Origin of the sequence: Hwanghaeella sp. LZ110, from assembly GCF_048892525.1 — a bacterium.
Taxonomy (GTDB): domain Bacteria; phylum Pseudomonadota; class Alphaproteobacteria; order UBA8366; family Aestuariispiraceae; genus Pacificispira.
The window spans coordinates 490,110-513,512 of record NZ_JBLZHT010000002.1 but is presented as its reverse complement, the minus strand read 5'-3'; the positions used below and the strand labels follow the sequence as shown (position 1 = coordinate 513,512).

23 protein-coding genes and 1 tRNA gene are annotated in these 23,403 nt (G+C 54.1%); 9 read left to right on the top strand and 15 right to left on the bottom strand.

The features are described 5' to 3' along the window. Positions 1-10: 10 nt before the first annotated feature. From gltB to ACOSDM_RS06145, 3 genes are all read left to right on the top strand, one after another. Entirely contained in the window at positions 11-4,555 is a 4,545-nt protein-coding gene (gene gltB, locus ACOSDM_RS06155) for a glutamate synthase large subunit (protein WP_420723615.1), read from the top strand. 247 nt (positions 4,556-4,802) lie between these two features. Beyond that, positions 4,803-5,693, top strand: coding sequence for a LysR family transcriptional regulator (locus tag ACOSDM_RS06150; RefSeq protein WP_420723614.1), 891 nt, complete (start codon positions 4,803-4,805; stop codon positions 5,691-5,693). A 24-nt stretch (positions 5,694-5,717) separates the two neighbouring features. Further along, entirely contained in the window at positions 5,718-7,019 is a 1,302-nt protein-coding gene (locus tag ACOSDM_RS06145; protein ID WP_420723613.1) for an Hsp70 family protein, read from the top strand. Here ACOSDM_RS06145 and ACOSDM_RS06140 read toward each other — a convergent pair. The 3 genes from ACOSDM_RS06140 to ACOSDM_RS06130 form a co-directional block, all read right to left on the bottom strand. Then, positions 7,016-8,275, bottom strand: a complete 1,260-nt coding sequence (locus ACOSDM_RS06140; RefSeq protein ID WP_420723612.1) for a CaiB/BaiF CoA transferase family protein — start codon at positions 8,273-8,275, stop codon at positions 7,016-7,018. The genes ACOSDM_RS06145 and ACOSDM_RS06140 overlap by 4 nt on opposite strands. Positions 8,276-8,405: 130 nt before the next feature. After that, a complete protein-coding gene (locus tag ACOSDM_RS06135; RefSeq protein ID WP_420723611.1) occupies positions 8,406-8,858 on the bottom strand; it encodes a YaiI/YqxD family protein in 453 nt (150 codons plus the stop codon). Between the two features lie 171 nt (positions 8,859-9,029). Continuing rightward, positions 9,030-9,380 (bottom strand): helix-turn-helix domain-containing protein, encoded by a 351-nt coding sequence (locus ACOSDM_RS06130; RefSeq protein ID WP_420723610.1) that lies wholly within the window; start codon positions 9,378-9,380, stop codon positions 9,030-9,032. Between the two features lie 254 nt (positions 9,381-9,634). Here ACOSDM_RS06130 and ACOSDM_RS06125 point away from each other — a divergent pair, with 254 nt between their 5' ends. Together ACOSDM_RS06125 and ACOSDM_RS06120 are read left to right on the top strand one after the other, a co-directional pair. After that, entirely contained in the window at positions 9,635-10,297 is a 663-nt protein-coding gene (locus ACOSDM_RS06125) for a hypothetical protein (RefSeq protein ID WP_420723609.1), read from the top strand. 49 nt (positions 10,298-10,346) lie between these two features. Next, positions 10,347-11,009: a hypothetical protein gene (locus ACOSDM_RS06120; protein ID WP_420723608.1), complete on the top strand. Its 663-nt coding sequence runs from the start codon at positions 10,347-10,349 to the stop codon at positions 11,007-11,009. Positions 11,010-11,078: 69 nt separating this feature from the next. Here ACOSDM_RS06120 and ACOSDM_RS06115 read toward each other — a convergent pair. The 12 genes from ACOSDM_RS06115 to ACOSDM_RS06060 form a co-directional block, all read right to left on the bottom strand. Further along, positions 11,079-11,154 (bottom strand) — tRNA-Thr (locus tag ACOSDM_RS06115). 76 nt (positions 11,155-11,230) lie between these two features. Next, on the bottom strand, positions 11,231-12,076 hold the full coding sequence (speE, locus tag ACOSDM_RS06110) for a polyamine aminopropyltransferase (protein ID WP_420723607.1): 846 nt from the start codon (positions 12,074-12,076) through the stop codon (positions 11,231-11,233). Between the two features lie 81 nt (positions 12,077-12,157). Next, positions 12,158-12,724: an adenosylmethionine decarboxylase gene (gene speD, locus ACOSDM_RS06105; protein ID WP_420723606.1), complete on the bottom strand. Its 567-nt coding sequence runs from the start codon at positions 12,722-12,724 to the stop codon at positions 12,158-12,160. 192 nt (positions 12,725-12,916) lie between these two features. Continuing rightward, the gene (locus ACOSDM_RS06100; protein ID WP_420723605.1) at positions 12,917-13,261 is read right to left on the bottom strand and encodes a tRNA-binding protein; all 345 of its coding nucleotides are present in this window, start codon (positions 13,259-13,261) and stop codon (positions 12,917-12,919) included. Positions 13,262-13,407: 146 nt separating this feature from the next. Then, positions 13,408-13,905 (bottom strand): phasin family protein, encoded by a 498-nt coding sequence (locus ACOSDM_RS06095; RefSeq protein WP_420723604.1) that lies wholly within the window; start codon positions 13,903-13,905, stop codon positions 13,408-13,410. A gap of 237 nt (positions 13,906-14,142) precedes the next feature. Beyond that, complete coding sequence (locus ACOSDM_RS06090; RefSeq protein WP_420723603.1) at positions 14,143-14,412, bottom strand: ribbon-helix-helix domain-containing protein; 270 nt, start codon at positions 14,410-14,412, stop codon at positions 14,143-14,145. Positions 14,413-14,625: 213 nt separating this feature from the next. Continuing rightward, positions 14,626-15,282 (bottom strand): alpha/beta family hydrolase, encoded by a 657-nt coding sequence (locus ACOSDM_RS06085; protein WP_420723602.1) that lies wholly within the window; start codon positions 15,280-15,282, stop codon positions 14,626-14,628. Between the two features lie 17 nt (positions 15,283-15,299). Beyond that, complete coding sequence (locus ACOSDM_RS06080; protein WP_420723601.1) at positions 15,300-16,922, bottom strand: fumarate hydratase; 1,623 nt, start codon at positions 16,920-16,922, stop codon at positions 15,300-15,302. A gap of 41 nt (positions 16,923-16,963) precedes the next feature. Then, positions 16,964-17,500, bottom strand: a complete 537-nt coding sequence (locus ACOSDM_RS06075; protein WP_420723600.1) for an SspB family protein — start codon at positions 17,498-17,500, stop codon at positions 16,964-16,966. Between the two features lie 116 nt (positions 17,501-17,616). Next, on the bottom strand, positions 17,617-18,324 hold the full coding sequence (locus tag ACOSDM_RS06070) for a glutathione S-transferase (RefSeq protein WP_420723599.1): 708 nt from the start codon (positions 18,322-18,324) through the stop codon (positions 17,617-17,619). Positions 18,325-18,493: 169 nt separating this feature from the next. Next, complete coding sequence (locus ACOSDM_RS06065; protein ID WP_420723598.1) at positions 18,494-18,664, bottom strand: hypothetical protein; 171 nt, start codon at positions 18,662-18,664, stop codon at positions 18,494-18,496. Between the two features lie 220 nt (positions 18,665-18,884). Beyond that, positions 18,885-20,189: a hydroxyacid-oxoacid transhydrogenase gene (locus tag ACOSDM_RS06060; protein WP_420723597.1), complete on the bottom strand. Its 1,305-nt coding sequence runs from the start codon at positions 20,187-20,189 to the stop codon at positions 18,885-18,887. 131 nt (positions 20,190-20,320) lie between these two features. Between ACOSDM_RS06060 and ACOSDM_RS06055 the strand changes: the two genes are divergently transcribed. The 4 genes from ACOSDM_RS06055 (at position 20,321) to ACOSDM_RS06040 (ending at position 23,360) form a co-directional block, all read left to right on the top strand. Further along, a complete protein-coding gene (locus tag ACOSDM_RS06055) occupies positions 20,321-21,226 on the top strand; it encodes a helix-turn-helix transcriptional regulator (protein ID WP_420723596.1) in 906 nt (301 codons plus the stop codon). A 92-nt stretch (positions 21,227-21,318) separates the two neighbouring features. Next, complete coding sequence (locus ACOSDM_RS06050; RefSeq protein ID WP_420723595.1) at positions 21,319-22,032, top strand: YbhB/YbcL family Raf kinase inhibitor-like protein; 714 nt, start codon at positions 21,319-21,321, stop codon at positions 22,030-22,032. Between the two features lie 34 nt (positions 22,033-22,066). Then, complete coding sequence (locus ACOSDM_RS06045) at positions 22,067-22,777, top strand: class I SAM-dependent methyltransferase (RefSeq protein WP_420723594.1); 711 nt, start codon at positions 22,067-22,069, stop codon at positions 22,775-22,777. Between the two features lie 106 nt (positions 22,778-22,883). Further along, complete coding sequence (locus ACOSDM_RS06040; RefSeq protein WP_420723593.1) at positions 22,884-23,360, top strand: toxin-activating lysine-acyltransferase; 477 nt, start codon at positions 22,884-22,886, stop codon at positions 23,358-23,360. Positions 23,361-23,403: the final 43 nt, after the last annotated feature.

The following is a 23,403-nucleotide window of genomic DNA, read 5'->3' as shown; positions in this document are numbered from 1 at the left end:
AAGAATCGTCATGACCAACACGACGGATATGAATGACTGGGTTTCGCAGTATCGCGCGAACGCCGATCATCTGGCGCAGAACGGCATGTATCTGCCGGAGACGGAGACCGCCAATTGCGGCGTTGGCATGGTGGCTGCGATTGATGGCAAGCCCCGGCGCGATGTTGTGCTGCGCGCAATTGAAGCCCTGAAGGTGCTGTGGCATCGCGGGGCGGTGGATGCCGATGGCAAGACCGGCGATGGGGCGGGCATTCATGTGCAGATCCCGCAGGATTTCTTCAAAGAACATGTTCAGCGCACCGGACACAATCTGGGCAAGGGGCGACTGGCCGTTGGCATGGTGTTTCTGCCGCGCACAGATTTGAACCGCCAGGAGCGCGTACGTCAAATCGTGGAGAGTGAAATCCTGCGCATGGGGCATCGCATCTATGGCTGGCGCCAGGTGCCAGTGGATATTTCCATTATCGGGGAAAAGGCGAATGCCACCCGCCCCGAGATCGAACAGATCATGGTGGAAAATGCGCGCGATGTGAAAGTGTCACAGTTTGAAGCGGACCTGTATGTCATCCGCCGCCGGATTGAAAAGCTGTTCCTGCTGGAAAACCTGACAGAGGCTTACATCTGCTCCCTAAGCTGTCGTTCGGTGATCTATAAGGGGCTGTTCCTGGCTGAGCAGTTGACCTCCTTTTATCCGGATTTGAATGACGAGCGATTCACGTCGAATTTTGCGATCTACCACCAGCGCTATTCGACCAATACCTTCCCCAGTTGGTCCTTGGCCCAGCCGTTCCGTGTTCTGGCCCATAACGGCGAGATCAATACGATCAACGGCAACATTAACTGGATGAAAAGCCACGAAACCAAGCTGGATGACCCGCAATTGGGGCCCTATGTCGATGACATCAAACCCATCGTTCAGCCCGGCAGTTCGGATTCCGCGTCCCTGGACGGGGTATTTGAAGTGTTGGTGCGCACCCATCGCGAACTTCCGGAAGTCAAATCCCTGTTGATCCCGGAAGCCTGGGAAAAATCCAAAACCCTGAAACAGGCTCACCGTGATTTTTACGAATACGCAAATGGTGTAATGGAGCCCTGGGACGGCCCGGCGGCGATTTGTGCCTATGGCGGACGCTGGGCTTTGGCCGGGATGGATCGCAATGGTCTGCGCCCGCTGCGCTATGTTGTGACCGGCGATGGCCTGTTGGTCGTTGGGTCAGAAACCGGCATGGTCAAAGTTCAGGAAACCACTGTCCTGGAGAAAGGTCGCCTGGGTCCGGGTCAGATGATCGCGGTTGACCTGAACGAAGGACGCTTGTGCCATGACATGGAATTGAAAGACCATGTTGCGGGGCTGAGCCCATTTGGGGAATGGGTTAAGAGCATTACCAAATTATCGGAATTGGGTGGACAGGGCGCAGGAAAATGCGGCGACATGTCCAAGGAAGAGTTACGCCGCCGCATGATTACCTGTGGCTGGTCGATGGAGGATCTGGAACTGATCCTGCAGCCCATGGCAGAAACCGGCAAGGAAGCCACCGGCTCGATGGGGGATGACACGCCTATTGCGGTGCTATCAGACAGCTATCGCGGCATGCACCATTATTTCCGACAGAATTTCAGCCAGGTGACCAATCCGCCCATCGACAGCCTGCGGGAACGCAATGTGATGTCCTTGGCAACGCGGCTGGGCAATCTGGGCAATATTCTGGAAGAAGATGCCCGGCAATTGCAGATCGTCCAGTTACCCTCGCCCATCCTGTTGGATGGTGACTATCGCGCGCTGAGAACCTATCTGGGCGAAGCCGCCGTCGAAATTGATTGCACCTTCCCGATTGACAGCAATTCAAATGCCCTGGCCGATGCCGTGCATCAGGTTCAGGCACAGGCCGAAGATGCGGTGCGCGGAGGGGCGCAACATTTGATTCTGGACGATTCCGGGATTTCCGAAACACGCGCTGCGATCCCGATGATCCTGGCGGTTGGTGCCGTCCACACCCATCTGGTTCGGGCCAGCTTGCGGACATTTTCCAGCCTGATCGCCCGCACCTCCGAAGCGATAGACACCCATTCCTTCGCCGTCATGATCGGGGTCGGCACAACCGCCATCGTGCCCTATCTGGCGCAGGAGGCGATTGCAGACCGGTATCGGCGCAAGCTGTTGGGGGATCTGACGCTGGACACGGCGTTGCAGAACTTCAAGAAATCCATCGAAGACGGTCTTTTGAAGATCATGTCGAAAATGGGAATCTCCATCGTCAGTTCGTATCGGGGCGGCTATAACTTTGAAGCCATTGGTCTTAGCCGGTCCCTGGTTGCAGAATTCTTCCCCGGCCTGCCCAGCCGCATTTCCGGCGTTGGTTTGACGGGTCTGCACGCCAATGTCAGACAGCGCCATGAAACCGCCTTTGACGAGACGGTGATTGCCCTGCCCGTCGGGGGATTCTATCGCTATCGCCGGGGGGGCGAGGCTCATGCCTGGGAAGGGAACCTGATCCATACGCTGCAAACAGCCGTAGCATCGGATTCCTATGCCGTCTATCGACGCTATACCGAACAGGTCGCTAAGCTGCCCCCCATCAACCTGCGCGATTTGATGGATTTCAAATATGATGGTCCTGCCGCGCCGATTGACGAGGTGGAATCCATCACGGAAATCCGCAAGCGTCTGGTCGCCCCTGGCATTTCCCTGGGGGCCCTGTCGCCCATCGCCCATGAAACCCTGTCGATTGCCATGAACCGGATTGGCGCAAAATCCGACAGCGGAGAGGGGGGCGAAGATCCTGCGCGCTATAAGCCCAAGGAAAATGGCGACAATGCCTCTTCCGCGATCAAACAGGTGGCCTCTGGCCGGTTTGGCGTCACGGCGGAATATTTGAACAATTGCCGCGAGATCGAAATCAAGATGGCCCAGGGCGCAAAGCCTGGCGAAGGGGGCCAGTTGCCGGGATTCAAGGTCTCAGGCATCATCGCACGGCTGCGCCATTCGACCGAGGGCGTAACCCTGATCAGCCCGCCGCCACATCATGATATCTATTCCATCGAGGATTTGGCGCAGCTGATCTATGACTTAAAGCAGATCAATCCTGAAGCACGGGTCTGCGTGAAATTGGTCGCAAAGGCCGGGATCGGCACGGTTGCCGCAGGGGTCGCCAAGGCCCATGCCGATACGATCCTGATTTCCGGTCATTCCGGCGGAACCGGTGCCTCGCCCCAGACCTCCATCAAATATGCGGGCCTGCCGTGGGAAATGGGTCTGGCAGAGGCACATCAAGTGCTGACGCTGAACGGATTGCGCCACCGCGTGCGGCTGCGCACCGATGGCGGCATTCGCACCGGTCGCGATGTGGTCATCGCCGCCATTCTAGGCGCAGAAGAGTATGGTATCGGGACCGCCAGCCTTGTCGCCATGGGCTGTATCATGGTGCGGCAATGCCATTCCAATACCTGCCCGGTTGGGGTCTGTACCCAGGATGAACGCCTGATTGATAAATTCAGTGGATCGCCGGAAAAGGTCATGAACCTGTTCAGTTTCGTTGCAGAAGAGGTTCGCGAGATTCTGTCCCGCCTGGGCGCGCGATCGCTCAGCGACATTATCGGGCGCACGGAATTGCTGGCCCAGGTCAGCCGGGGCGCGGATCATCTGGATGATCTGGACCTGAACCCCCTCCTGACCCAACCGGGCATGGTGCGCGGTGTCTTCCCGACAGAGGCGGAAGGCCGCAATTCAGTGCCAGAAACATTGGATGCGCTGATGATCCAGGATGCGGAAAACCTGTTCCGCGACCGGGAGAAAATGCAGCTTCAATACAATATCCGAAACACCTATCGGGCAATCGGTACCAAGATCTCCTCCAAGATCACCCGTCAGTTCGGCATGAAAGCCCTGCGCCCGGGTCATCTGACCGTACGCATGCGCGGATCGGCCGGGCAATCCCTGGGGGCATTTGCCGTGCAGGGATTGAAGCTGGAAGTTCTGGGTGATGCCAATGACTATGTCGGCAAGGGATTAAGCGGCGGTGAAATTGTTATCCGCCCAATCACCACCAGCCCGCTGGAAAGCAACAAGAACGCGATTATCGGCAATACCTGTTTGTATGGGGCAACCGATGGTCGCCTGTTTGCGGCCGGCATGGCGGGGGATCGGTTCGCGGTACGAAATTCCGGTGCTTATACCGTTGTGGAAGGCGTCGGGTCGAATGGCTGTGAATACATGACCGGAGGCTATGTCTGTATTCTGGGCGAAGTCGGCGACAATTTCGCAGCCGGCATGACCGGCGGGATGGCCTTCATCTATGACCCGGATGACCGCCTGTCCCTGTATCTGAACCCTGAATCGGTCGATGTCTATTCGCTGGAGACAGACTATTGGGCGGATGTTTGCCGCACCATGATCCAGGACCATGTCGTCAACACCCATTCAAAATGGGCAGACGCCCTGTTGCACGACTGGGACATCACACGCCATAACATCAAACATGTCGTCCCACGGGAGATATTGAAGGCCCTGAAACACCCGTTGTTCGAAGATCAGGCGACCGCCCAACCTGCAGAATAGACAGCGCGGCCTCCCATAAGGCCGGGCCTTGATCTGATAGAAGAGTCAGGGCGATATACCAGACCATAGTGCGAAGTCCCGACTTCCCCCTTTCGGGGCAGTCGGGGCGTCATCGCCGCATCCAAAGCCAGACCATTTACCATCAGGCATCATTTTCCATCGATTTTTTGGCCCAAGTCTCCTACATAGAGGTGGGGTAAAGGAATATTGAGTACAAATCTAGAGGTCCGGGGGACAACCAATGCCAATGGATTGGGACAGACTGCGCATATTTCATGCGGTGGCTGAGGCGGGAAGCTTTACCCATGCTGGCGAAAAGCTGAATCTCAGCCAATCCGCGATCTCACGTCAGATTTCGGCGCTGGAAGAAAGCGTGCGCGTGCCCCTGTTCCACCGCCATGCCCGTGGCTTGCTGCTGACCGAGCAGGGAGAAATGCTGTATCGCACGGTGAAAGATGTCTTTCACAAGCTCAGCATGGCCGAAGCCCGGCTGGGGGAAACCAAGGACCGCCCATCCGGCCCTCTAAAAATCACCACGACCATGGCTTTCGGCTCAACCTGGTTGACGCCCCATATCCGTGAATTCATCGACCTGTTCCCGGAAGTCGAAGTGACTCTGTTGCTGTCGGACGAAGAGCTGGATCTGGGGATGCGTCAGGCCGATGTGGCGATCCGCATGTCCCCGCCCCGCCAGCCCGATCTGATCCAGCGACCGCTGATGAGCGTGCGGCACCTGATCTATGGCAGTCCTGAATATTTTGAACGGCGGGAACGACCAAAGACGCCAGTGGATCTGGATCATCATGACCTGATCGTTTTTGGGGAAGAAGCGCCTCAGCCATCGAAATCCATCAACTGGTTGCTGGATATCGGTGCCAGGCCGGAAACGCCGCGCCGACCGATCCTGCGGGTCAACAATGTGTATGGCATTTATCGCGCGGTTCAATCTGGTTTGGGGCTGGCCGCCTTACCGGAATTCATGCAGCCTGAACAGTTGAAGCTGGAGCCGGTCCTGCCTGAAATCGAAGGGCCGGTGACACAGGCCTATTTCGTCTATCCGGAAGAATTGCGCCATTCCAAACGCATCACCGTGTTTCGGGACTTCCTGCTGCGGAAAGTCGCGGAACACAATTTCTGATCTTTAATATTCCGGTAACGCATCATGACAGCGGATATTTCCTTTGGTGTCGATTTCGGCACGACCAACACTGTTGTCATCCGGGCGCACCGTAACGGACCCGTTTCCACCGTGCCGCTGGAGAAATCTGGCGAGACGGCAACAGATGTCCACCCATCCGTTCTGGCCTTTGAGCCGGTTGAAGTGGATGGACGCGCACAGATTGACTATGAGACGGGTCATAAGGCAATTGAGCTGGCAGCGGAATATCCCGACGACGTGCGTTATATCCAATCGTTCAAAAGCCATGTCGCCAGCGCGGCCTTCAAACACACCAATATTTTCACCAAGCGGTTCAGTTTTTCCGACCTGATGGTCAGCTTCTTCCAGAACACGACCCTATTGAAAGCAATTGCAGCAGCTGAGGGAGAAAAGGAAATCGTCCTGGGACGCCCTGTGACCTTTTACGGGCCGTTTCCAGATGAAGCCCTGGCCCTGACGCGATATCGGGAAGCATTTGATCGACTGGGGCTTAGCAAGGTCCGTATCGCCCTGGAGCCCGTTGGAGGCGCCTTTTCTTACTTCCGGGAGCTTCAGCAATCTGTCACGGTTTTGATTGCAGATTTCGGTGGCGGGACGTCGGATTTCCTGATCACACGATTTGAACATACGACGGACGCCATTCAGGCCGATCCGATTGCCCATGCCGGGATCGGGATCGCAGGGGACAGTTTTGACTATCGCATTATCCAGAATGTCCTGTTGAAGCATCTGGGCAGCGAGTCACAGTGCCTTGTGAATGGCAAAACGCTGCCTGTGCCGCGCAAATATTACACGTCCTTTTCCAAATGGCATTTATTGACCAGTTTACGAACGCCCGTCTCGTTACGGGAATTGGATGATATAAAACGCAGCTCTACAGCCCCGGATCAGATCCAGAACTTGATCGATGTGATTGAAATGAACCGCGGGCTTGCCTGTTTCCAGGCCGTGTCCAAAGCGAAGGCGACATTGTCCAGCCAGGACACCGCCGACCTGTCGATTGATCTGGGGAATGTTGAGGTGACCGAAACGCTGGATCGCTCCGCTTTTGAAGACTGGATCGCCCCGGACCTGGCCCAGATTTCACAAACCGTGGAATCGTTACTGCAACAGGCCGACATGACCCCCGCCCGAATTGACCGTGTCTTCATGACCGGGGGCAGTTCTCTGATCCCGGCGGTGCGGAAAATCTTTACTGACAAATTTGGCACAGATCAGGTCGTCAGCGGCGATGAATTCGGCTCCGTCGCCCAGGGTCTGGCCCTGCTGGGGCTGGATCCGGATATTGACCGTTGGACTGATTAACTGTCGCCACCGGCCCCGATAGCCGTCGTCGCGCCACGTTCAGCCAATGCCGCAATCTCCCCCTCATCACAGCCCAGAACATCGCGCAGTATTTCATCCGTATGCTGACCCAGCGTCGGCGGCGCCATGCGATACTGTATCGGCGTTTCCGAGAATTTAACCGGGTTGGCGATCAGCGGGACTGTGCCGGATTGCGCCTGGGGGTGCGGCACGTCGATTTTCATGTTTCGCGCGACGACCTGCTCATCCTCAAACACCTGGGCGATGTTTTTCACTGGCCCACAGGGCACGCCCCGCGCGGCCAGCCCTTCAATCCATACATCCGTGGACTTCTGCCTGGTATAGGCAGGCATTGCGGCATACAGGGAGACCCTGTTGGCAACCCGCAGTGAATTCGTCGTAAAGCGTGGATCCTCTGCCAGATCCTGTGCACCAGCAAAGTCACACCATTTCTGGAACTGACTGTCATTACCCACCGCCAGAATAAAATGACCATCGGACGATTCCATAACCGCATAGGGCACGATATTGGGATGTTCATTGCCTTGTCGCACGGGAACCTGACCCGACAGCAGATAATTCACCCCTTCATTCACCAGCCAGGCGACCTGTGTGTCCAGCAGGGCGCAATCGATCTGTTGACCCTGGCCGGTGCGATCCCGGTGCCTTAACGCTGCCAAAATAGCGGTCGTCGCATACATACCGCACATGACATCGGCAATCCCGACACCGACCTTCATCGGTTCCCCCTCCCGGGGGCCGGTGATGGACATCAGCCCACCCAGGCCTTGCGCCAGAAAGTCATAGCCGGCGCGTTTCGCATAGGGGCCGGTCTGGCCAAACCCAGTGATCGAGCAGAAGACAAGCCCGGGAAATTCACCCTTCAGATCGTCATAGGACAGGCCATATTTCTTTAACCCGCCCACTTTATAGTTTTCGACCAGAACATCGCATTTTGCCACCAGACGGCGGATAAGTTTCTGCCCTTCCGGGCTGGCCAGATTAACAGTGATGGACCGCTTGTTGCGGTTAGAGCTCAGATAATACGCGCTCTCGCGGGTGGGTTTCCCATCTGCCCCTGTTACATAAGGGGGGCCCCATTTGCGCGTGTCATCTCCTGCATCCGGCCTTTCGACCTTTATCACATCTGCGCCCAGATCGCCCAGATATTGCGTCGCTGTCGGCCCCGCCAGAATGCGGCTGAGATCCAGAATCCGAACACCGTCCAGCGGCATCATCGGGGTATCACCAGTCATGGTTTCACGCTCTCTTTCCACAATCGCATGCTTTGATATCCAGGCGTTTCATAGCGTAAGGTTTGAACCGCGACTGTCTTGCGATCCGCCCGGCTTGGCAAGACCCAGGAAACCTTCACCTGATTCCGATTCACGACCGGCGTTTGGCCGCCTGTACTGTGGTTTCCAATCGATTGAGAAATTGAGAACGATCCGCTTTGTTAAACGGGCGCGGTCCTCCCGTAATCGCACCGGTTTCTCTGAGGCCCTGCATAAGCTCTCGCTGTGCCAGGGCCATTCCTATGCCATCCTGCGTGAAGACATCCCCATTGGGCTTCAGCGCAAAGGCCTGCTGTGCCAGGCAGCGTGCTGCCAATGGAATATCATTGGTCACACAAATATCTGCTGGCTGAATGTTTTCGGCGATCCAATCGTCGGCGGCATCTGCCCCGCTGGCGACGATGATATCCTGTACCATCGGATCACGAGAGGGGCGCAAGCCGCCATCACTGACCATATAGGTCTTCAGGCCATGCCTGGTGGCGACTTTCAATGCCTCATCTTTCACAGGACAGGCATCCGCATCAATAAAAAGCGCAACCATCCAAGCCTCTCTTATCCTTTGAGCATGTATCCGACGCAAGAATAGAGGGGCGGCGCAACAAGGCCAAGGGCCCAGCGATGGATCGCATGGAACACCCGGAAATGGTGGAGCTAGTTTTCAATAAAAGATACCATCACAGACATGTCTGTCTGTTCAATCTTCACGCCAATCTTATGCCCGCGACATAGTCCGGACTAATTGTTTAACCGCCATGCGCATATTTTCATTTTCAATGCGTTGAATGTCGCGGGCGATGCGCATCGCTTCCGGATCCACCAGTGTTTTTTGCGCTGCATCCACGGTTGATTCCACCCCATCGAAAACATCCGCAATTGAAACTTTCAAGGCATCGCAAATCTGTATCAAGCGACTGGCCCCCATGCGATTCACACCTTTTTCGTATTTCTGTACCTGTTGAAAGCTGACGCCCAACTTTTCCCCCAAATCAGTCTGAGACAGTCCCGCACGCGTCCTTAACTCCCGAACCCGATTGCCAACTGCTACGTCAACTGGATGTGCCATCTAGTAATTCCTTTACCGACCAAATTATCGGCAACACAATTAGCGAATCCCTCACGTTATTCAACTTGATTGATTTTCAAAAGTTCTAGTAAAACGCGATTTTTGTGGTATCGAGGTAATTTTAAAATGACAGATATACAACTATAGTAGCATTATAGTGAACATTGCTTTATCAACAATTCAACACCCCAAGTAAGTGCCGGAATGAAACTTTCATACGTCTTTAACGATCATGCAGAAAGATTATATAAAAATTGACTGATATACGCTTTATTTCCGATCTAAATGCTATCGTCTTAGTTCATAACGGTAAATCCACCGTCCAATCGAAAGAAGGGTCGAACGAAAACCAGGATAGCGCTCAGGGTAACACTGTCCCACAGGTTGCACCGCTTCGCCTTTCGGTCGAACGCAATCGGGAAACCACGGCGGAAGATCTGGAACACTGGGGCCTTGCTGGAATGCTCGCGCCTGAGGATTTAGCAACGATTGGGGCGCGTTGCTTAAATGCAGCACTGTCGATAGATTCTGAAGATATCAGCACCGCATCGCAGGCTTTAGAGATTCTGGTGGCCCAACAATTGGCCCGGGTTGATGCCGATGACCCCGTCAAACTGGTAGAAGAAGCGATCCGATATGTCCTGCGCCAAGAGCGCTGGCAGTTTGGTATCGACCTTACGCCAAAGGAAGACGGCACCCGTTTGTCGTTGACCAATCCCAACGGCACCCCCGTGCCGCTGGCGGTGCATGTTTCTAATCGCGGCAAGACGCCCAGCTTCTGGGTCATGCAAGACAATCGCCTGGTTCAGGGCGGCCATGCCTATAAAATCCCCATCCAGGCCGCCACCGCCCTGAAACAGGCCGTCGCGGATTACATCACCCAACACGATATCGGCACGATCCGACCGTTTGGGTGAAAGTTTGTTTATTTTCCCATCTATAATAGAGTGTTATTGAGTTCTGAGGATGTATAAATCAGAATGTATCAGCGGGGGATTAAATATGGTTTTAAGATATGCACTTTGCTTATTTATAGCGATTTTTGTTAGTGGTTGTGCGATTGGTAACACCACAAATTTTGACATCGACGGCACAAACACAACAGTTCAAACGGATAAGACAGTCGCTGTCGGTACGCTTGATATTCGTTCTTACATCGTTTCAAAGGATAAAACCCCAGACTTTGTTGGTTTGCAACGTGGCGGTTTTGGTAATCCCTTCGATGTAACTACCACCAGCAAGGCCCCCTTGTCTGAAGATATTACAGCCAGCTTGATTTCTGCACTCAGAAAGAATGGCGTTGATGCAACGCCTGTCAGCATTGTGGATGATGGAAATTATAAGACGGTCGTAAGCAGCTTGGTTAAAATCAATCGGCAACGCTCTATTTTGATGATCGTCAATGAATTGAAATCGGACACGTTCTATAATACGGCGTTTTTGTATGATCTTCGTCTACAGGTTCTGGATGAATCTGGAGAAAGAATAGCCGAAAGCGCCGTACAAGGACGCGATAACCTCGGCCCCCTCGGGTTACCATCCGATGTCGGTATCGCTGTGACATCTGCTTTTCAAAGAAAGCTGGAATCCTTGCTTTCAGATCCAGCCGTGGTGGATGCGCTGAAATAAAGATGGTGCGCCGGTTCGAACTTAGTTCGAACCTACCATCTAAACAAAGGGCATCATTTTTGAAAAAAATGGTGCCGCCTGCGTGACTCGAACACGCGACCCCCGCATTACGAATGCGATGCTCTACCAACTGAGCTAAGGCGGCTTGTCTGGGCGGGTGAACCGTCAGACACGGGGGCCTTGTATCCGTAGTCTGTGCGTTTTGCAAGTCTGCGGTGAGCCTAGCGCATCAAATCCTGAATGGTTTTGGGCAGCGCAAAGGACGCCGCATGGAGTTCGGGCGTCACATAGCGTGTTTCGATCCGGGAAGCCTGATATCGGCGGGTCAATTCCGACACGGAAACCTGGCGCAATTGCGCATTGTCGCTGGCCCAGCCAAAGGCCATATCGCCGCCCTGATAGGTGGGAACAGCGGCCCGATAGAAATGCACATCGGCAAAGCTTTTACCCAGGCGCTGAAAGGAATTAGTGATTTCTTCCGGCTGCACGAATGGCACCCCATTCTGGGTCACCACAACACCACCGGGCGTCAGGCATCGTTTGCAATCAGCATAGAATTCCGCTGTAAACAGGACGGCACCGGGACCGATCGGATCCGTGGAATCGACAATTATGACATCAAACCGCCGCTCCGTTTCCTTCACGAATTGTGCGCCATCGGCGATGATCAGATCCAGGCGGGGATTATCAAAAGCCCCTGCAGAATGGTTGGGCAGATGGTCCTTACAAAAATCCACGACGGCCCCATCAATTTCGACCATCGTGACCAACATGTTGGAATGCTTCAAAACCTCCCGCGCCATACCGCCATCGCCGCCGCCAATGATCAAAACCGTCCTGGCCGCGCCATGGGCCAGAATCGGGACATGGGCCATCATTTCGTGATAGACGAATTCGTCGCCTTCCGTTGTTTGCACCACACCATCCAGACACATCACCCGACCAAAGCGTGCATTGTCGAAGATCACCAGATCCTGCAGATCCGACGTGTCCCGGTACAGGACGCGATCCATGGACAGGCCCTGGCGAAATTCCGGATGAAGCGTCTCGTCAAACCAATCGGTCATTGAGCTTCCCTTGTAAATAGATGCACCAACGCGGACCCGCCAAGGCCCGCGTTTGGATGCAGTGTAGAAGATGGCGCAGGCTTAAGAAACCCGACCGCGATGCAGATCCTGAACCGTGACATTCTGCGTAGCAAAGCCCCGTTTGAGCACGGCGATGGCTTCATGAGGACGGCTGTCGCCGCACATAAAGACATCCAGCGCCGCATAGCCCATTTCCGGCCATGTATGGATCGAGATATGGCTTTCCGCCAGAACCAGAACACCAGACACGCCTTCAGGATTGAAGCGATGCAGATGGCAATGCAGCAGGGTCGCCCCGGCCACGGTCACGCATTCTTTTAAAGTGGCTTCGATATGATCGATATCATCCAGATTAGCGGCGTCCCAGACGTCGATAATCAGATGGGTTCCCGCGAAGCACATACCATCGCGTTGGATAAAATGATCCAGTCTTCCTTCCTGAGAGGGAAAAGGGATTACGGTTGCATTCGTCTGTACGCTCTTGTCCTCGTGGGATTCGCTTTGGAACACGTCCGCGGCCGTCCCCAGTCGGGAAAGAGCGATGTCGTCACGCGGCATCGGCGTCTCTCCTACCAGTAGATGTTCCGCCCCGACCCGTTCCAGGGAACGACCCTCTTGCGACTGCATGGTGCAGCCGTCGTGATCGGGATTGGTGCCTGTATGCCCGTTATACAGGTCGCTGCATAGAGTAAATCAAACGGTGTGACATGAGCAGAGAAGAACTCAGCTATGCAGAAAATGCATTCCTAACGAAAGCGCATAAATTATTGAAATATTATAGGAATTTTATCCTGAGGTAGGGAGGTTCCATGCGACCCCTCAATACATCCGCCCGCCATTTGGAACGGGCTTGCCGGGTTGCAACAAGACGACTTCCCCCGCCTCGTCCGGCGCCCCTAGAATAAGGGCTTCGGACATAAATTTACCGATTTGCTTGGGTGGAAAATTCACAACGCCCAGAACCTGTCGGCCTGGCAAACTGTCCACATCATAATGCCTGGTGATTTGTGCAGAGCTCTTTCGCTCCCCAATATCTGGTCCAAAATCCACCCACAGCTTGATTGCGGGACGGCGGGCCTCCGGATAAGGTTCAGCCCGAAGAATGGTGCCGACCCGGATATCGACCTTCAGAAAATCCTCAAAACTCAATTCGGTGTCCGTCACGTCCGTTTTCCTCTTTTCGGCTTCAAGGCGGTATTCGGGAGTAGGATACGGACACCCTTATAAAAAATAAAGCCATGACGAAAGAACGCCCCGACCCTTACGGATCGAGGCGTTCAAAACCAGCAACCTGCAAACAGGCGCAGAACTTACTTAGAAATCTTGGACATCGTAGCTTTCAGCTCGTCCATGCTTTCAACAAACCGTTTGTTGACGATGTCGAAAGCTTCAGCCTGCGACTTGGCCATCATTTCTGACAGTTCGCGCATATTTGTGATGCTATTTTCAATCGTATTCTTGACCTGATCGATTGACGCAGCCGTGTCCGGGGTGCTGACGCCTTTGCTCTGCAGTTCCTGCAGGGCCGCATTGGCTTCATCCATGGTGTTTTTCATGATTTCGCTTTGACGCTTGATCACGGCCTGTACACCTTCCGCCGCCGTCTTGTTGGCAACGGTCAAGGCTTCCATGTTCTTGCGCTGACTGTCGGTGATACCGCTCATATTCGGCGCTTCAAAACCCTGGAACATCTTGGCGAAATCGCCCTTCAGGAAAGGGTTCTTCTCAGGATCCAGAAAAGGATTGGTTTTCGGGTCCATGAAGGGGTTGTTCATTGGATCAAAACCGGACTTTGGAGACTTGGACATGGGTGTTCCTCCTAATGTGCTCGACAAACTTTGGCGGGTCGCCAAACTTGAACAGAGCAGTGGGTCAGCCCAGTGCTCTCACTGAAATATCGTCTTGCTGCACCGCAACAATTGCATGACAAATGAGGGTTCGGGCCGCAAAGGTCAAGAGAAAATTGTGCAGTGCAACATAAAATATCGGGCGTATGGAAGAAACATCTTCTACTTCAAAGGCATATCCCCTTGCGTCCTAATGTCTCAGTCGGATACGGCATCCAGTAAAACATAGGTTCGAATGGCGCTGGACAGGTTGCCGGTGCGCTGTCGATCAATTTCCGTCACCAGTTGATTGACCGACTGTCCATGCGACGACGCAATATCGCGCAATGATTCCCAGAATACATTCTCCAATGAAATGCTGGTTCGATGACCAGATATCACAACAGAGCGCTTCTTTATTTCGGCTGGATCCTCAGTGCCCTGCACCAGTGTCCTTCTGGCCAATGCCCTATGAGTATTCATCATCATTTTACAGTCACCTCGATTAATCCCGAAAGTAGCGCATATACGGTGCAAAGAGTCTTGAACGCCCCTTTAAGCTAGTCAGCACTTCTTAAGGAATGATTACCGAATGCCAGTTTTGATAGGTTACATTCTGAATACATTAATTAACAAATATCAAATATGTCACAGGAATACAGGACCGCGCCTGCCCTACTAGAGGTCTTTGAGGCGGAAAGTCTAAAGCCCGCTGAAAAAATCTGAGATGGAATTTGCAAGCTCTGTAAGTGCTTGCATATGCGTTCGACCTGACATTTTGCGCGGTTTCAAATCATGATCGCCGTCTTCCACCCAATGCAGAATGGCGCGCGCCGGCAGGCGATAGGAGGGAACTTCCGATGCACTGCCAAAGGGGTCTCTCGTTCCCTGGACCATTAAAATTGGAACCGCGTCCAATGCCGGAAAATGATCAACCCGCAATCTGTCAGGCTTGCCGGGCGGATGAAATGGATACCCTAACGTGACGATTGCCCCAATCTGCAATGGCGCATCCGGTTCCGCCGCCAACAGGGTGGCCATTCGGCCCCCCATGGATTTCCCGCCGATGGCAAGCCGCTGAGCTGGATGGTTCGCGGCAACAGCAGTCAAGGCCTCTCGCCAGGCCGCAATCAGTTTCGGCGCACGATCCGGCGGTCGACGTCCCCCTTCAAGGCGGCGGGTCCGCATATAGGGAAATTCAAATCGACTGACCGCAATGCCCTGTTGCGCCACAGCCTGGGCAATCGCTGTCATCACGGGGCTGTCCATCGGGGCCCCGGCCCCATGAGCCAATATTAATCGCCAGGGGGCATCCGCAGGGCCGTCTTCCAGAAAAAGGGGCGGTTCGATGGGCGGCATAGGACATCTCAAGCCGGTCAATCTGGCATCATATCCTTGAAGAAATCATTGCCCTTGTCGTCAATGACGATAAAGGCCGGGAAATTTTCGACCTCAATGCGCCAGATCGCCTCCATGCCCAGCTCTTCATATTCAACAACTTCCACTTTGCGAATACAATCCTGGGCCAGGCGGGCGGCTGGCCCGCCAATGGACCCCAGATAAAACCCGCCATGGGCGGCACAGGCCTTGCGCACGATTGGGGACCGGTTGCCCTTTGCCAGCATGATCATGGATCCGCCTGCGGCCTGGAACTGATCGACAAAACTGTCCATCCGCCCGGCCGTGGTCGGCCCAAAGGAACCAGACGCATAGCCCGTGGGTGTTTTCGCCGGTCCGGCATAGTAAATCGGGTGATTCTTGAAATAGTCCGGCAACGCCTCGCCCGCATCCAGCCTGGCGCGCAGCTTGCTGTGGGCGGCATCCCTCGCCACGATGATGGTTCCTGTCAGGGACAGGCGCGTTTTGATTGGATATTGTGACAGCTTGGCCAGCATGTCCGGCATTGGCATCGATAAATCGATTTCAACAACATCCCCGGAGAAACTGTCATCCGAAATTTCCGGCAGGAACCGCGCGGGATCCCGCTCTAACGCTTCCAGAAACACACCATCCTTGGTTATCTTACCCAGTGCCTGACGGTCTGCGGAACAGGATACACCAATGCCAATGGGCAGGCTGGCACCATGACGCGGCAAGCGGATCACACGGACATCATGACAGAAATACTTACCCCCGAACTGCGCCCCGATCCCCATATTGCGGCTCAATTCGTGCACAACCGCTTCCATTTCCAGATCGCGGAAGCCATGCCCTTCTTCGCCGCCCTGTGTGGGCAGTCCATCAAGATAACGGCAACTAGCCAGCTTCACAGTCTTCAGGTTAAATTCCGCCGATGTCCCACCAATCACAACCGCCAAGTGATAGGGTGGGCAGGCGGCGGTTCCCAATGTGCGGATCTTTTCATCCAGGAATTTGATCAGACGCTCGCGTTCCAACAGCGACGGCGTGCCCTGGAACAGGAATGTCTTGTTCGCAGACCCCCCACCCTTGGCGACGAACAGGAACTTATAGGCGTCCTCAGTCCCTTCCGCATAGAGCTCGATCTGGCCCGGTAGATTGTTGCGCGTGTTCTTTTCTTCGAACATTGAGATCGGGGAAACCTGACTGTACCGAAGATTGTTATGATTGTAGGCGTCCAGAACCCCTTTTGAGAGCGCGTATTTATCCTCTCCATTGGTCCAGATGCGCCGCCCCTTCTTGCCCATCACGATGGCTGTGCCGGTATCCTGACACATCGGCAGCACACCGCCTGCCGCAATATTGGCATTCTTCAGAAGATCATAGGCGACGAAACGATCATTATCCGATGCTTCAGGGTCATCCAGAATTTTTGCCAATTGCGCCAGATGGCCCGGACGCAATAAATGATTAATGTCGCGAAACGCCTCTTCCGACAACAGGCGCAACCCTTCAGGATCAACCGTGATGATCTCTTCGCCCTGAAACTGTGTTGTTGATACGAAATCGCTGCTCAATTTGCGATAGCTCGTCGTGTCTGGGCCCAGCGGCAGCATATCAAGAAAGGCGGGATCAACCATCGAATGGTTCCTCTTACAACTGGTTTAGCAAGGCAGGTCGTTTATTTTTTTCGGGTAAAATCCAGGGTCACGACGTTATCAGTGCGGGACTCGTCATCCTCCGCCCCGTCATGATCGGCGACGTCGTCCCCCATATTGGCATTGGAGTTCATTTCTTCGCGGCTGGGCCCCTTTTCATCAGAAGCGGCCTCGGGATGCTCCACGGTCACATTATCTTCGTCCACTTCCACATGGAACTGCAGCCCGAAATTGACGGACGGATCGGCGAAGGTGACAAGCGCCGCATAAGGTATGCGCAAATGTTCGTGCTGACGGTTGAAGCTGAGTTCCACATCAAAACCTTCATCATCCGGCTGCAAGCCCCAGAACTGGTGCTGCAGGACAATGGTCATTTCTTCCGGATACTGCGCCTTCAGGCGGTTCGGGATCATCACGTCTGGATGTTCCGTGCGAAAGGTGATGTAGAAATGATGATTGCCGGGCAATCCCCCCTTGGCAGCGCGATCCAGCGCCTTGCGCACAACGGAGCGCATGGCCTGTTCCACCATTTCATTATAGCCAAGCAGATCCTCGTTCATAAAACTTCCACTGGATAGTTCCGCAGGGTCAAGTTTGAGCCCTGTTACACGATCCAAGCCTAGCGAGAAATCCAGACAGGTCAAAGCTGAATTAAGGCTTCAATGCGAATTCGACACTATCGGTCTCGCAGGATGGGCCAATCGCCCGGTGTGAAACCGCCCGCAGTCAGGCGATCCGTCCTGGGACGTTGTACATCCTGTTCCAGACGTGCAGCGGTTATCCACTGCTGCACCAGGGGGTGATCCAACAGCGCATTAACATAGTCCATGCATTGAGGCGACAGCGACAGGTTAAATCCGTAAACCCGAATTGCCACAGGGGCGAAAAATGCATCCACCGCCCCGAATGCACCAAACAAGTATGGCCCGGCGCTGCGGTTCAAGCATTCTGTCCAGGCTGCCTGCAGAACCGCAAGATCTGCCAGGACGCCATCATCCGGTTTGAAATCCAGAAACCGGTTGGACAAATTCATCGGACAGTCCCGGCGCAGATTGGTGAAGCCGGAATGCATGCGCGCGGTCAGGGACCGGGCCAGGGCGCGATCCATGGCATCCTTGGGCCATAATCCAGCATCTGGGGCTTTTTCCGCAGCATATTCAGCAATTGCCAGACTGTCGGCGATGCAAATATCCCCGATGCGCAAGGTAGGAACCGTTCCAACGCCCCCGGTTGCGGCCCGCATAGCGGATTTGTGATCAGGCATATCAAGCCAGATCATCTCTTCATCAAATGGCAGGCCTGCCTGAGCCATAACCAGCCACCCCCGCAGGGACCAACTGGAATAGGTACGATTACCAATCACCAGAACGGAATGTGCCACCATGACGCATGGATCCTATGTTCAGGCCCGTCACACCCACTGGACGAGCGGCGAAGTGTTGCCTTAGATAAGTCGGCTTTCAAGCGCAATCATCGGGTCAGAAATGCGAAACCGCCCTCTTTTGGAGGGCGGTCGCACAAACTATTTGAACACTCTGTATATTAGAGTGACATTACGCCGCGATGGACGGTTCGTTCCAGGCGCTGGTCTGCTTGCAGTTAGAGCATACGCGCTCTCCCGGCCAGGCGCTCTTGAAATCAGAACGGCACATCAGGCATTTCCGAGTCTTGGTTTCGTACTTACGGTCAGACTCGGGTTTTTTGTTCTTGCTCGAATCGCTCATTTTTCCATCCATATGATTATGATCGATCATTCATCGAGGCCTTATATAGCCCAGCCAATTTTGAAAAACCACTGTCACATTCACAAATCTGACAGAAAAATAACGCATGGCTGGAAGGGAAAGCTGTGCGTCTTACGCAAAGCCCTGGAATCTAAGCCGGAATCAAAACGAGTCCAAATGTCGTTTTTTCAGCAGTGCGACAATGTTTACCACATGAAATTTACCAATAACGCATCGCATCTGTGAAAATCTTCCGAAGTTCAGACTCCGCAATCGCCAATGGCGCATTGTCCAGCAATCGCCTTTGCGGTGCTGCTTTCGACACCAGATTGTCCAAATCGTCCATTGAATAACCAACACCTGTCAGGCCATTTGGAATACCTGTCGCCCGCATCATCTCTTCGATTCTGTTGGCCAGGGCATCTCCGGGTGCCTGGTCTGCCAGTTCTTCGGCAGACGCCCCCATCGCCTGCGCGCCCAATCGATGACGATCCGGACAGGCCGGACCTGTGAACCGGAAAACCGCTGGGGCGTTCACAATGACAGAAATTCCATGGGGCACCATTGCATGGTTGGATGGCCAGCCGGGTGGTTGATAGTCCCGCACCAGCCCCGCCACCGCATAGGACATGGCATGGGGAATGTGACAGCCCGCATTGCCAAATCCGATCCCTGCCAGCATGCCCGCGAACATCAGGGCTTCATAATCATCCTCCGTCGGGTCATTCACTGCCGATACCAGATGATCGCCAATCAGGCGGATCGATTCGCGGCAGGCCAGATCCGAATAGGGGTTGGCCCCCTGACTCAACGGCCGCGCAGAGGAGGTAGCAGGCTTTGCACGATGGGTGAAGGGACGCGCGGTGAGGCTCTCAAACGCATGGGAGAAGACATCAAAACCATTGGCCCCCAGGACCAGGGGGGGAAGGCTGGCAAGGTTGGTTGGATCTAATATTCCGAGGCTGGGCCGCAAACGAGCATTTGCAATTCCCGTTTTAGCCTCCATCTCCAGAAAATCAAAGATGGCGATCCCCGTGCATTCCGACGCCGTGCCAAAAGTCGTGGGACAGGCTATGTGAGGTTTCAGCGGGCCAGGCACCGGTTTTGCCTGCCCGACAGGGGCATTTACATAGGCCAGGAAGTCGTCTGGATAGGTCGCATACAGATTGGCCGCCTTGGCCGTATCCATGACCGATCCACCCCCGACGGAGATATAGCCGTCAAATTTTCCCTGACGCGCAAACTCGGCCGCGGCCTTGAAAGACCGATCCGTCGGTTCGACTTCCGTTTCAGTATAGACCTCGAAATTCAATCCCGCTCCTTGCAGGGCCTCTGTCACCGTGGCCAGCGCAGGCAGGTCTTTCACCACCCGGTCGGTGAATACGGCGATCCGTGTCATGCAAAGGGCCGCGGCATCCTGACCGATCTCCGCCAGAGCCCCGGCACCAAACTTGATTTTAGGTGCCTCAACGGTAAAGGCATTGTCGCCCGCATCGATCGGCATGAAATAGGGGGACAGAGCCATTCGCGTTCCTCCAGCTTTTATCGTTCAGGGTCTATCTTTATTTTTAGTGATTTTATAGCGTCTGTGAAAGAAGCTAAAAGTATGCGGTGACGGTACCACACAATCCATGAACGCTGAAACTTGCCAATCCGATGAGACACGCAGATCGAACTGTCGATACGCAAAGCCAGAGAGAGTTTGTAAGCACGCTTCGCCGGCTTGCCGAAGTCGATTCTCGCGCCCTGCTTGAAGATAACAACAATCCAATTCTGTCAGCCTTCGTCACCAGACGTCAGGAGCACATTCGTGAATTGGTCACACCGACAGCAGGGCTTGTCATCGTCATCGAGGGACGCAAAGAGGTGTATGATGGCAGCGAACATCGCCTCTACACGGCCGGAAACGCTTTTGTCGTGACACCAGGGACCCGCTTGGATGTTGTGAACGAACCAGATGCACAATCAGGCTTTTACCGCGCTCTTTTTGTGCAGTTCTCTCGTGAGTTGATCATAAAGGCGGCCCGTCTTTGGCCCCAATTCGTTGGGCGCGGCGGCCAAATCAAATCGGTGCGGGTAAGCGCCGCTCTATGTTCCGCCATACTGCATGGTGCGCAGGTTCTATCGCACACCCTGTCGGCGTCCCCGCGCGTCATCGAGCATCGAATTCTTGAAGTCCTTCTTATCCTAGCCGAACAGGGCGTCCTGCCCCTGGTGCCAAAATATGTTGATGGATCGGTCATCGAGGCATTTCGTTTGCTTATCCGCCACCGCCTGCATCTGCCCTGGACTGCGGCAAAAGTCGCAAAAGAACTCTCCCTATCGGAAGCGACCTTGCGACGGCGACTGCGGGCGGAGGGCCAGACACTGCGCGAGGTGTTGCGCGTTGAACGAATGAAGGCTGCCTATATGATTCTCCATGACCGAAATGCCGATGTGGCAGACGCCCTTGCCGCAACGGGCTATCGGTCGCGTTCTCATTTTTCCAGACATTTTCAGCAGCGTTACGGATTCACCCCTTCAACCATACGCCGTCAGAAATATGCGCGCGTGAACGACTGATCGGTTTAGGCGCAATTCTGATCGGAACCGGTCCATAAGGGATTGCATCCCCCTCTATACTCTGCAGCATTCAACTCAAGAGGATAGAAGAGATGATGAGGCATCTGAGAATATTAACTGCTGTGACCATCCTGAATGGAATGATCTGCGGCGCATCAGTCCATGCGGACACTGGCCACTTACATGTCAAAATCGGGGGGTTGGCGCCTGATGGACGTCTGCCGGACCAGGCCGCGTTTTGTCCACCCCCCTCCAGCACTGTCAAAAATATCAGTCCCGCCATTGAATGGTCTGCTGGTCCCGATGGCACACAGTCCTATGCGCTGTTGATGATCGATATCGATGTTCCAAAGGATTTCAGCCAGATCAATAAGGCTGGCACGATAATCACTGAGGAATCACCACGCATCACGGTGCATCACTGGGTGCTGGTTGATATTCCAGCTGCCATCACCTCCCTGGCATCGGGTGTCGAAAGTGACGGATTGGTGCCGCATGGAAAACCGATTGGCGAAACAGATCACGGCCGTCGGGGTTTCAATGTTTTTACGTCCTTCCTATCCACACATCCGGATATGGCCGGAACGTACGGCGGCTATGATGGACCGTGCCCGCCGGTCAATGATGAACAGCCGCATCGCTATATCGTGCGCATATTCGCCCTTGATGTTCCCACTTTGGGTTTGCATGGGGCATTTGATGGACCCACTGCCGAAAACGCGATGCAGGGTCATATTCTGGCCCAAAGTGACGCCCTTGCAACCTATACCCTGAACCCCAGGCTTATGCCGAAAGCAACACAATGACACAGCACAGCACTGATTTGCCGAGGGTCAGACGATGACCAAAGACGAAGTGGCGGCCTCAATTCTGTTCAGTCGCGACGCCGGCACATACGATAATCTGCGCCGACGCCTGGTTCCATGCTTCGATGATTTTTACGGAACAGCCCTTAAATTGATTCAGGAATGGCAAACCACACCAGAAATCCATGTTCTGGACATCGGGGCGGGAACAGGCCTGTTCTCTGCGATGGTTTTGGCACAAAGCCCCGCTGCCAGACTCTGCCTTTTGGATGGTTCTTTCGCCATGCTGGATCAGGCACGCAATCGGTTTTCGGGGATCGATCAGGTCGAGTATCATGTTGCCGATATGGCCAATGTTGATTTGACAGGGGCTGACCTTGGCGGCAACTGGGATTTGATCATCTCAGCATTGGCGATTCACCATCTGACTGATGATCATAAGCGGGACCTGTATCGACGGATCCACGGTGCCTTAAAACCGGGTGGCCTGTTCGTAAATGCAGAACAGGTCGCCGGCCCGACAGCCATTTCAGACGCACGCTATTCAAAAATATGGCATGAGCAAATTCGGCAACTTGGTGCTTCTGAAGAAGAAATCGAAACGGCTCTGGAACGCATGTCCCATGACAAATGCGCTGCTTTAGACGATCAACTCCAATGGCTGACACAAGTTGGATTTTCCAATGTGGATTGCAGTTTTAAGGCATGGCGTTTTGCCGTGTTCAGCGGCCAAGCACCAAATTGAGGCGGTAGGCGCATGGAATTTTTATTTTGCAATGTCGCCACGGGTAATTTTAGGTATAGAACGATACTTCTTTAAAAAATTTCAATAAACTCGGGGGCAACGGCGTATGGCGAAAACACCGGAGACGGAAACGACACCAAAGACGCACAAAGCCGCCCCCGCCAAGGCGGCTCCGACCGTTGCGTCGGTTCTGGGTGAGATTTGCTGGCTATTCTCCATGACACCATCGCATCGCTATTTCTTTATGGCGGATCTGGAATGGTTGGTCATGACGCCGGTTATGAAACAACAGTTCCGCATCTATCGCGACGAAAATGGCCGCCCGATGGGGTTGGTTCTGTGGGCCAAGCTGAATGCGGATGCCGAAGAGAGATTGATTCAGGGATCGACCAGGATACGACCGCAGGATTGGACATCCGGTGATCGCCATTGGATCATTGATGTCGTCGATCTGACCGGGGGCCAGCGCGCGCAACAGATGATCGATGAAATGAAATCTGCTGTCTTCAAAGAGACTCCCTTCAAATATCATCGCACCGACAGCTCTGGAAATCGCGTAATCGTTGATACCAGCAAGGCCTGATTTTCCAAAATCATCAAAATTGTTTTAAGCTTAAATATTTTTA

Excerpts from the sequence above, each read along its gene's own strand:
- gltB (WP_420723615.1), top strand. The coding sequence starts at position 11 with ATGACCAACACGACGGATATGAATGACTGGGTTTCGCAGTATCGCGCG.
- ACOSDM_RS06150 (WP_420723614.1), top strand. The coding sequence starts at position 4,803 with ATGGATTGGGACAGACTGCGCATATTTCATGCGGTGGCTGAGGCGGGA.
- ACOSDM_RS06145 (WP_420723613.1), top strand. The coding sequence starts at position 5,718 with ATGACAGCGGATATTTCCTTTGGTGTCGATTTCGGCACGACCAACACT.
- ACOSDM_RS06140 (WP_420723612.1), bottom strand. The coding sequence starts at position 8,275 with ATGACTGGTGATACCCCGATGATGCCGCTGGACGGTGTTCGGATTCTG.
- ACOSDM_RS06135 (WP_420723611.1), bottom strand. The coding sequence starts at position 8,858 with ATGGTTGCGCTTTTTATTGATGCGGATGCCTGTCCTGTGAAAGATGAG.
- ACOSDM_RS06130 (WP_420723610.1), bottom strand. The coding sequence starts at position 9,380 with ATGGCACATCCAGTTGACGTAGCAGTTGGCAATCGGGTTCGGGAGTTA.
- ACOSDM_RS06120 (WP_420723608.1), top strand. The coding sequence starts at position 10,347 with ATGTATAAATCAGAATGTATCAGCGGGGGATTAAATATGGTTTTAAGA.
- speE (WP_420723607.1), bottom strand. The coding sequence starts at position 12,076 with ATGACCGATTGGTTTGACGAGACGCTTCATCCGGAATTTCGCCAGGGC.
- speD (WP_420723606.1), bottom strand. The coding sequence starts at position 12,724 with ATGCAGTCGCAAGAGGGTCGTTCCCTGGAACGGGTCGGGGCGGAACAT.
- ACOSDM_RS06095 (WP_420723604.1), bottom strand. The coding sequence starts at position 13,905 with ATGTCCAAGTCTCCAAAGTCCGGTTTTGATCCAATGAACAACCCCTTC.
- ACOSDM_RS06090 (WP_420723603.1), bottom strand. The coding sequence starts at position 14,412 with ATGATGATGAATACTCATAGGGCATTGGCCAGAAGGACACTGGTGCAG.
- ACOSDM_RS06085 (WP_420723602.1), bottom strand. The coding sequence starts at position 15,282 with ATGCCGCCCATCGAACCGCCCCTTTTTCTGGAAGACGGCCCTGCGGAT.
- ACOSDM_RS06080 (WP_420723601.1), bottom strand. The coding sequence starts at position 16,922 with ATGGTTGATCCCGCCTTTCTTGATATGCTGCCGCTGGGCCCAGACACG.
- ACOSDM_RS06075 (WP_420723600.1), bottom strand. The coding sequence starts at position 17,500 with ATGAACGAGGATCTGCTTGGCTATAATGAAATGGTGGAACAGGCCATG.
- ACOSDM_RS06070 (WP_420723599.1), bottom strand. The coding sequence starts at position 18,324 with ATGGTGGCACATTCCGTTCTGGTGATTGGTAATCGTACCTATTCCAGT.
- ACOSDM_RS06065 (WP_420723598.1), bottom strand. The coding sequence starts at position 18,664 with ATGAGCGATTCGAGCAAGAACAAAAAACCCGAGTCTGACCGTAAGTAC.
- ACOSDM_RS06060 (WP_420723597.1), bottom strand. The coding sequence starts at position 20,189 with ATGGCTCTGTCCCCCTATTTCATGCCGATCGATGCGGGCGACAATGCC.
- ACOSDM_RS06055 (WP_420723596.1), top strand. The coding sequence starts at position 20,321 with ATGAGACACGCAGATCGAACTGTCGATACGCAAAGCCAGAGAGAGTTT.
- ACOSDM_RS06050 (WP_420723595.1), top strand. The coding sequence starts at position 21,319 with ATGATGAGGCATCTGAGAATATTAACTGCTGTGACCATCCTGAATGGA.
- ACOSDM_RS06045 (WP_420723594.1), top strand. The coding sequence starts at position 22,067 with ATGACCAAAGACGAAGTGGCGGCCTCAATTCTGTTCAGTCGCGACGCC.
- ACOSDM_RS06040 (WP_420723593.1), top strand. The coding sequence starts at position 22,884 with ATGGCGAAAACACCGGAGACGGAAACGACACCAAAGACGCACAAAGCC.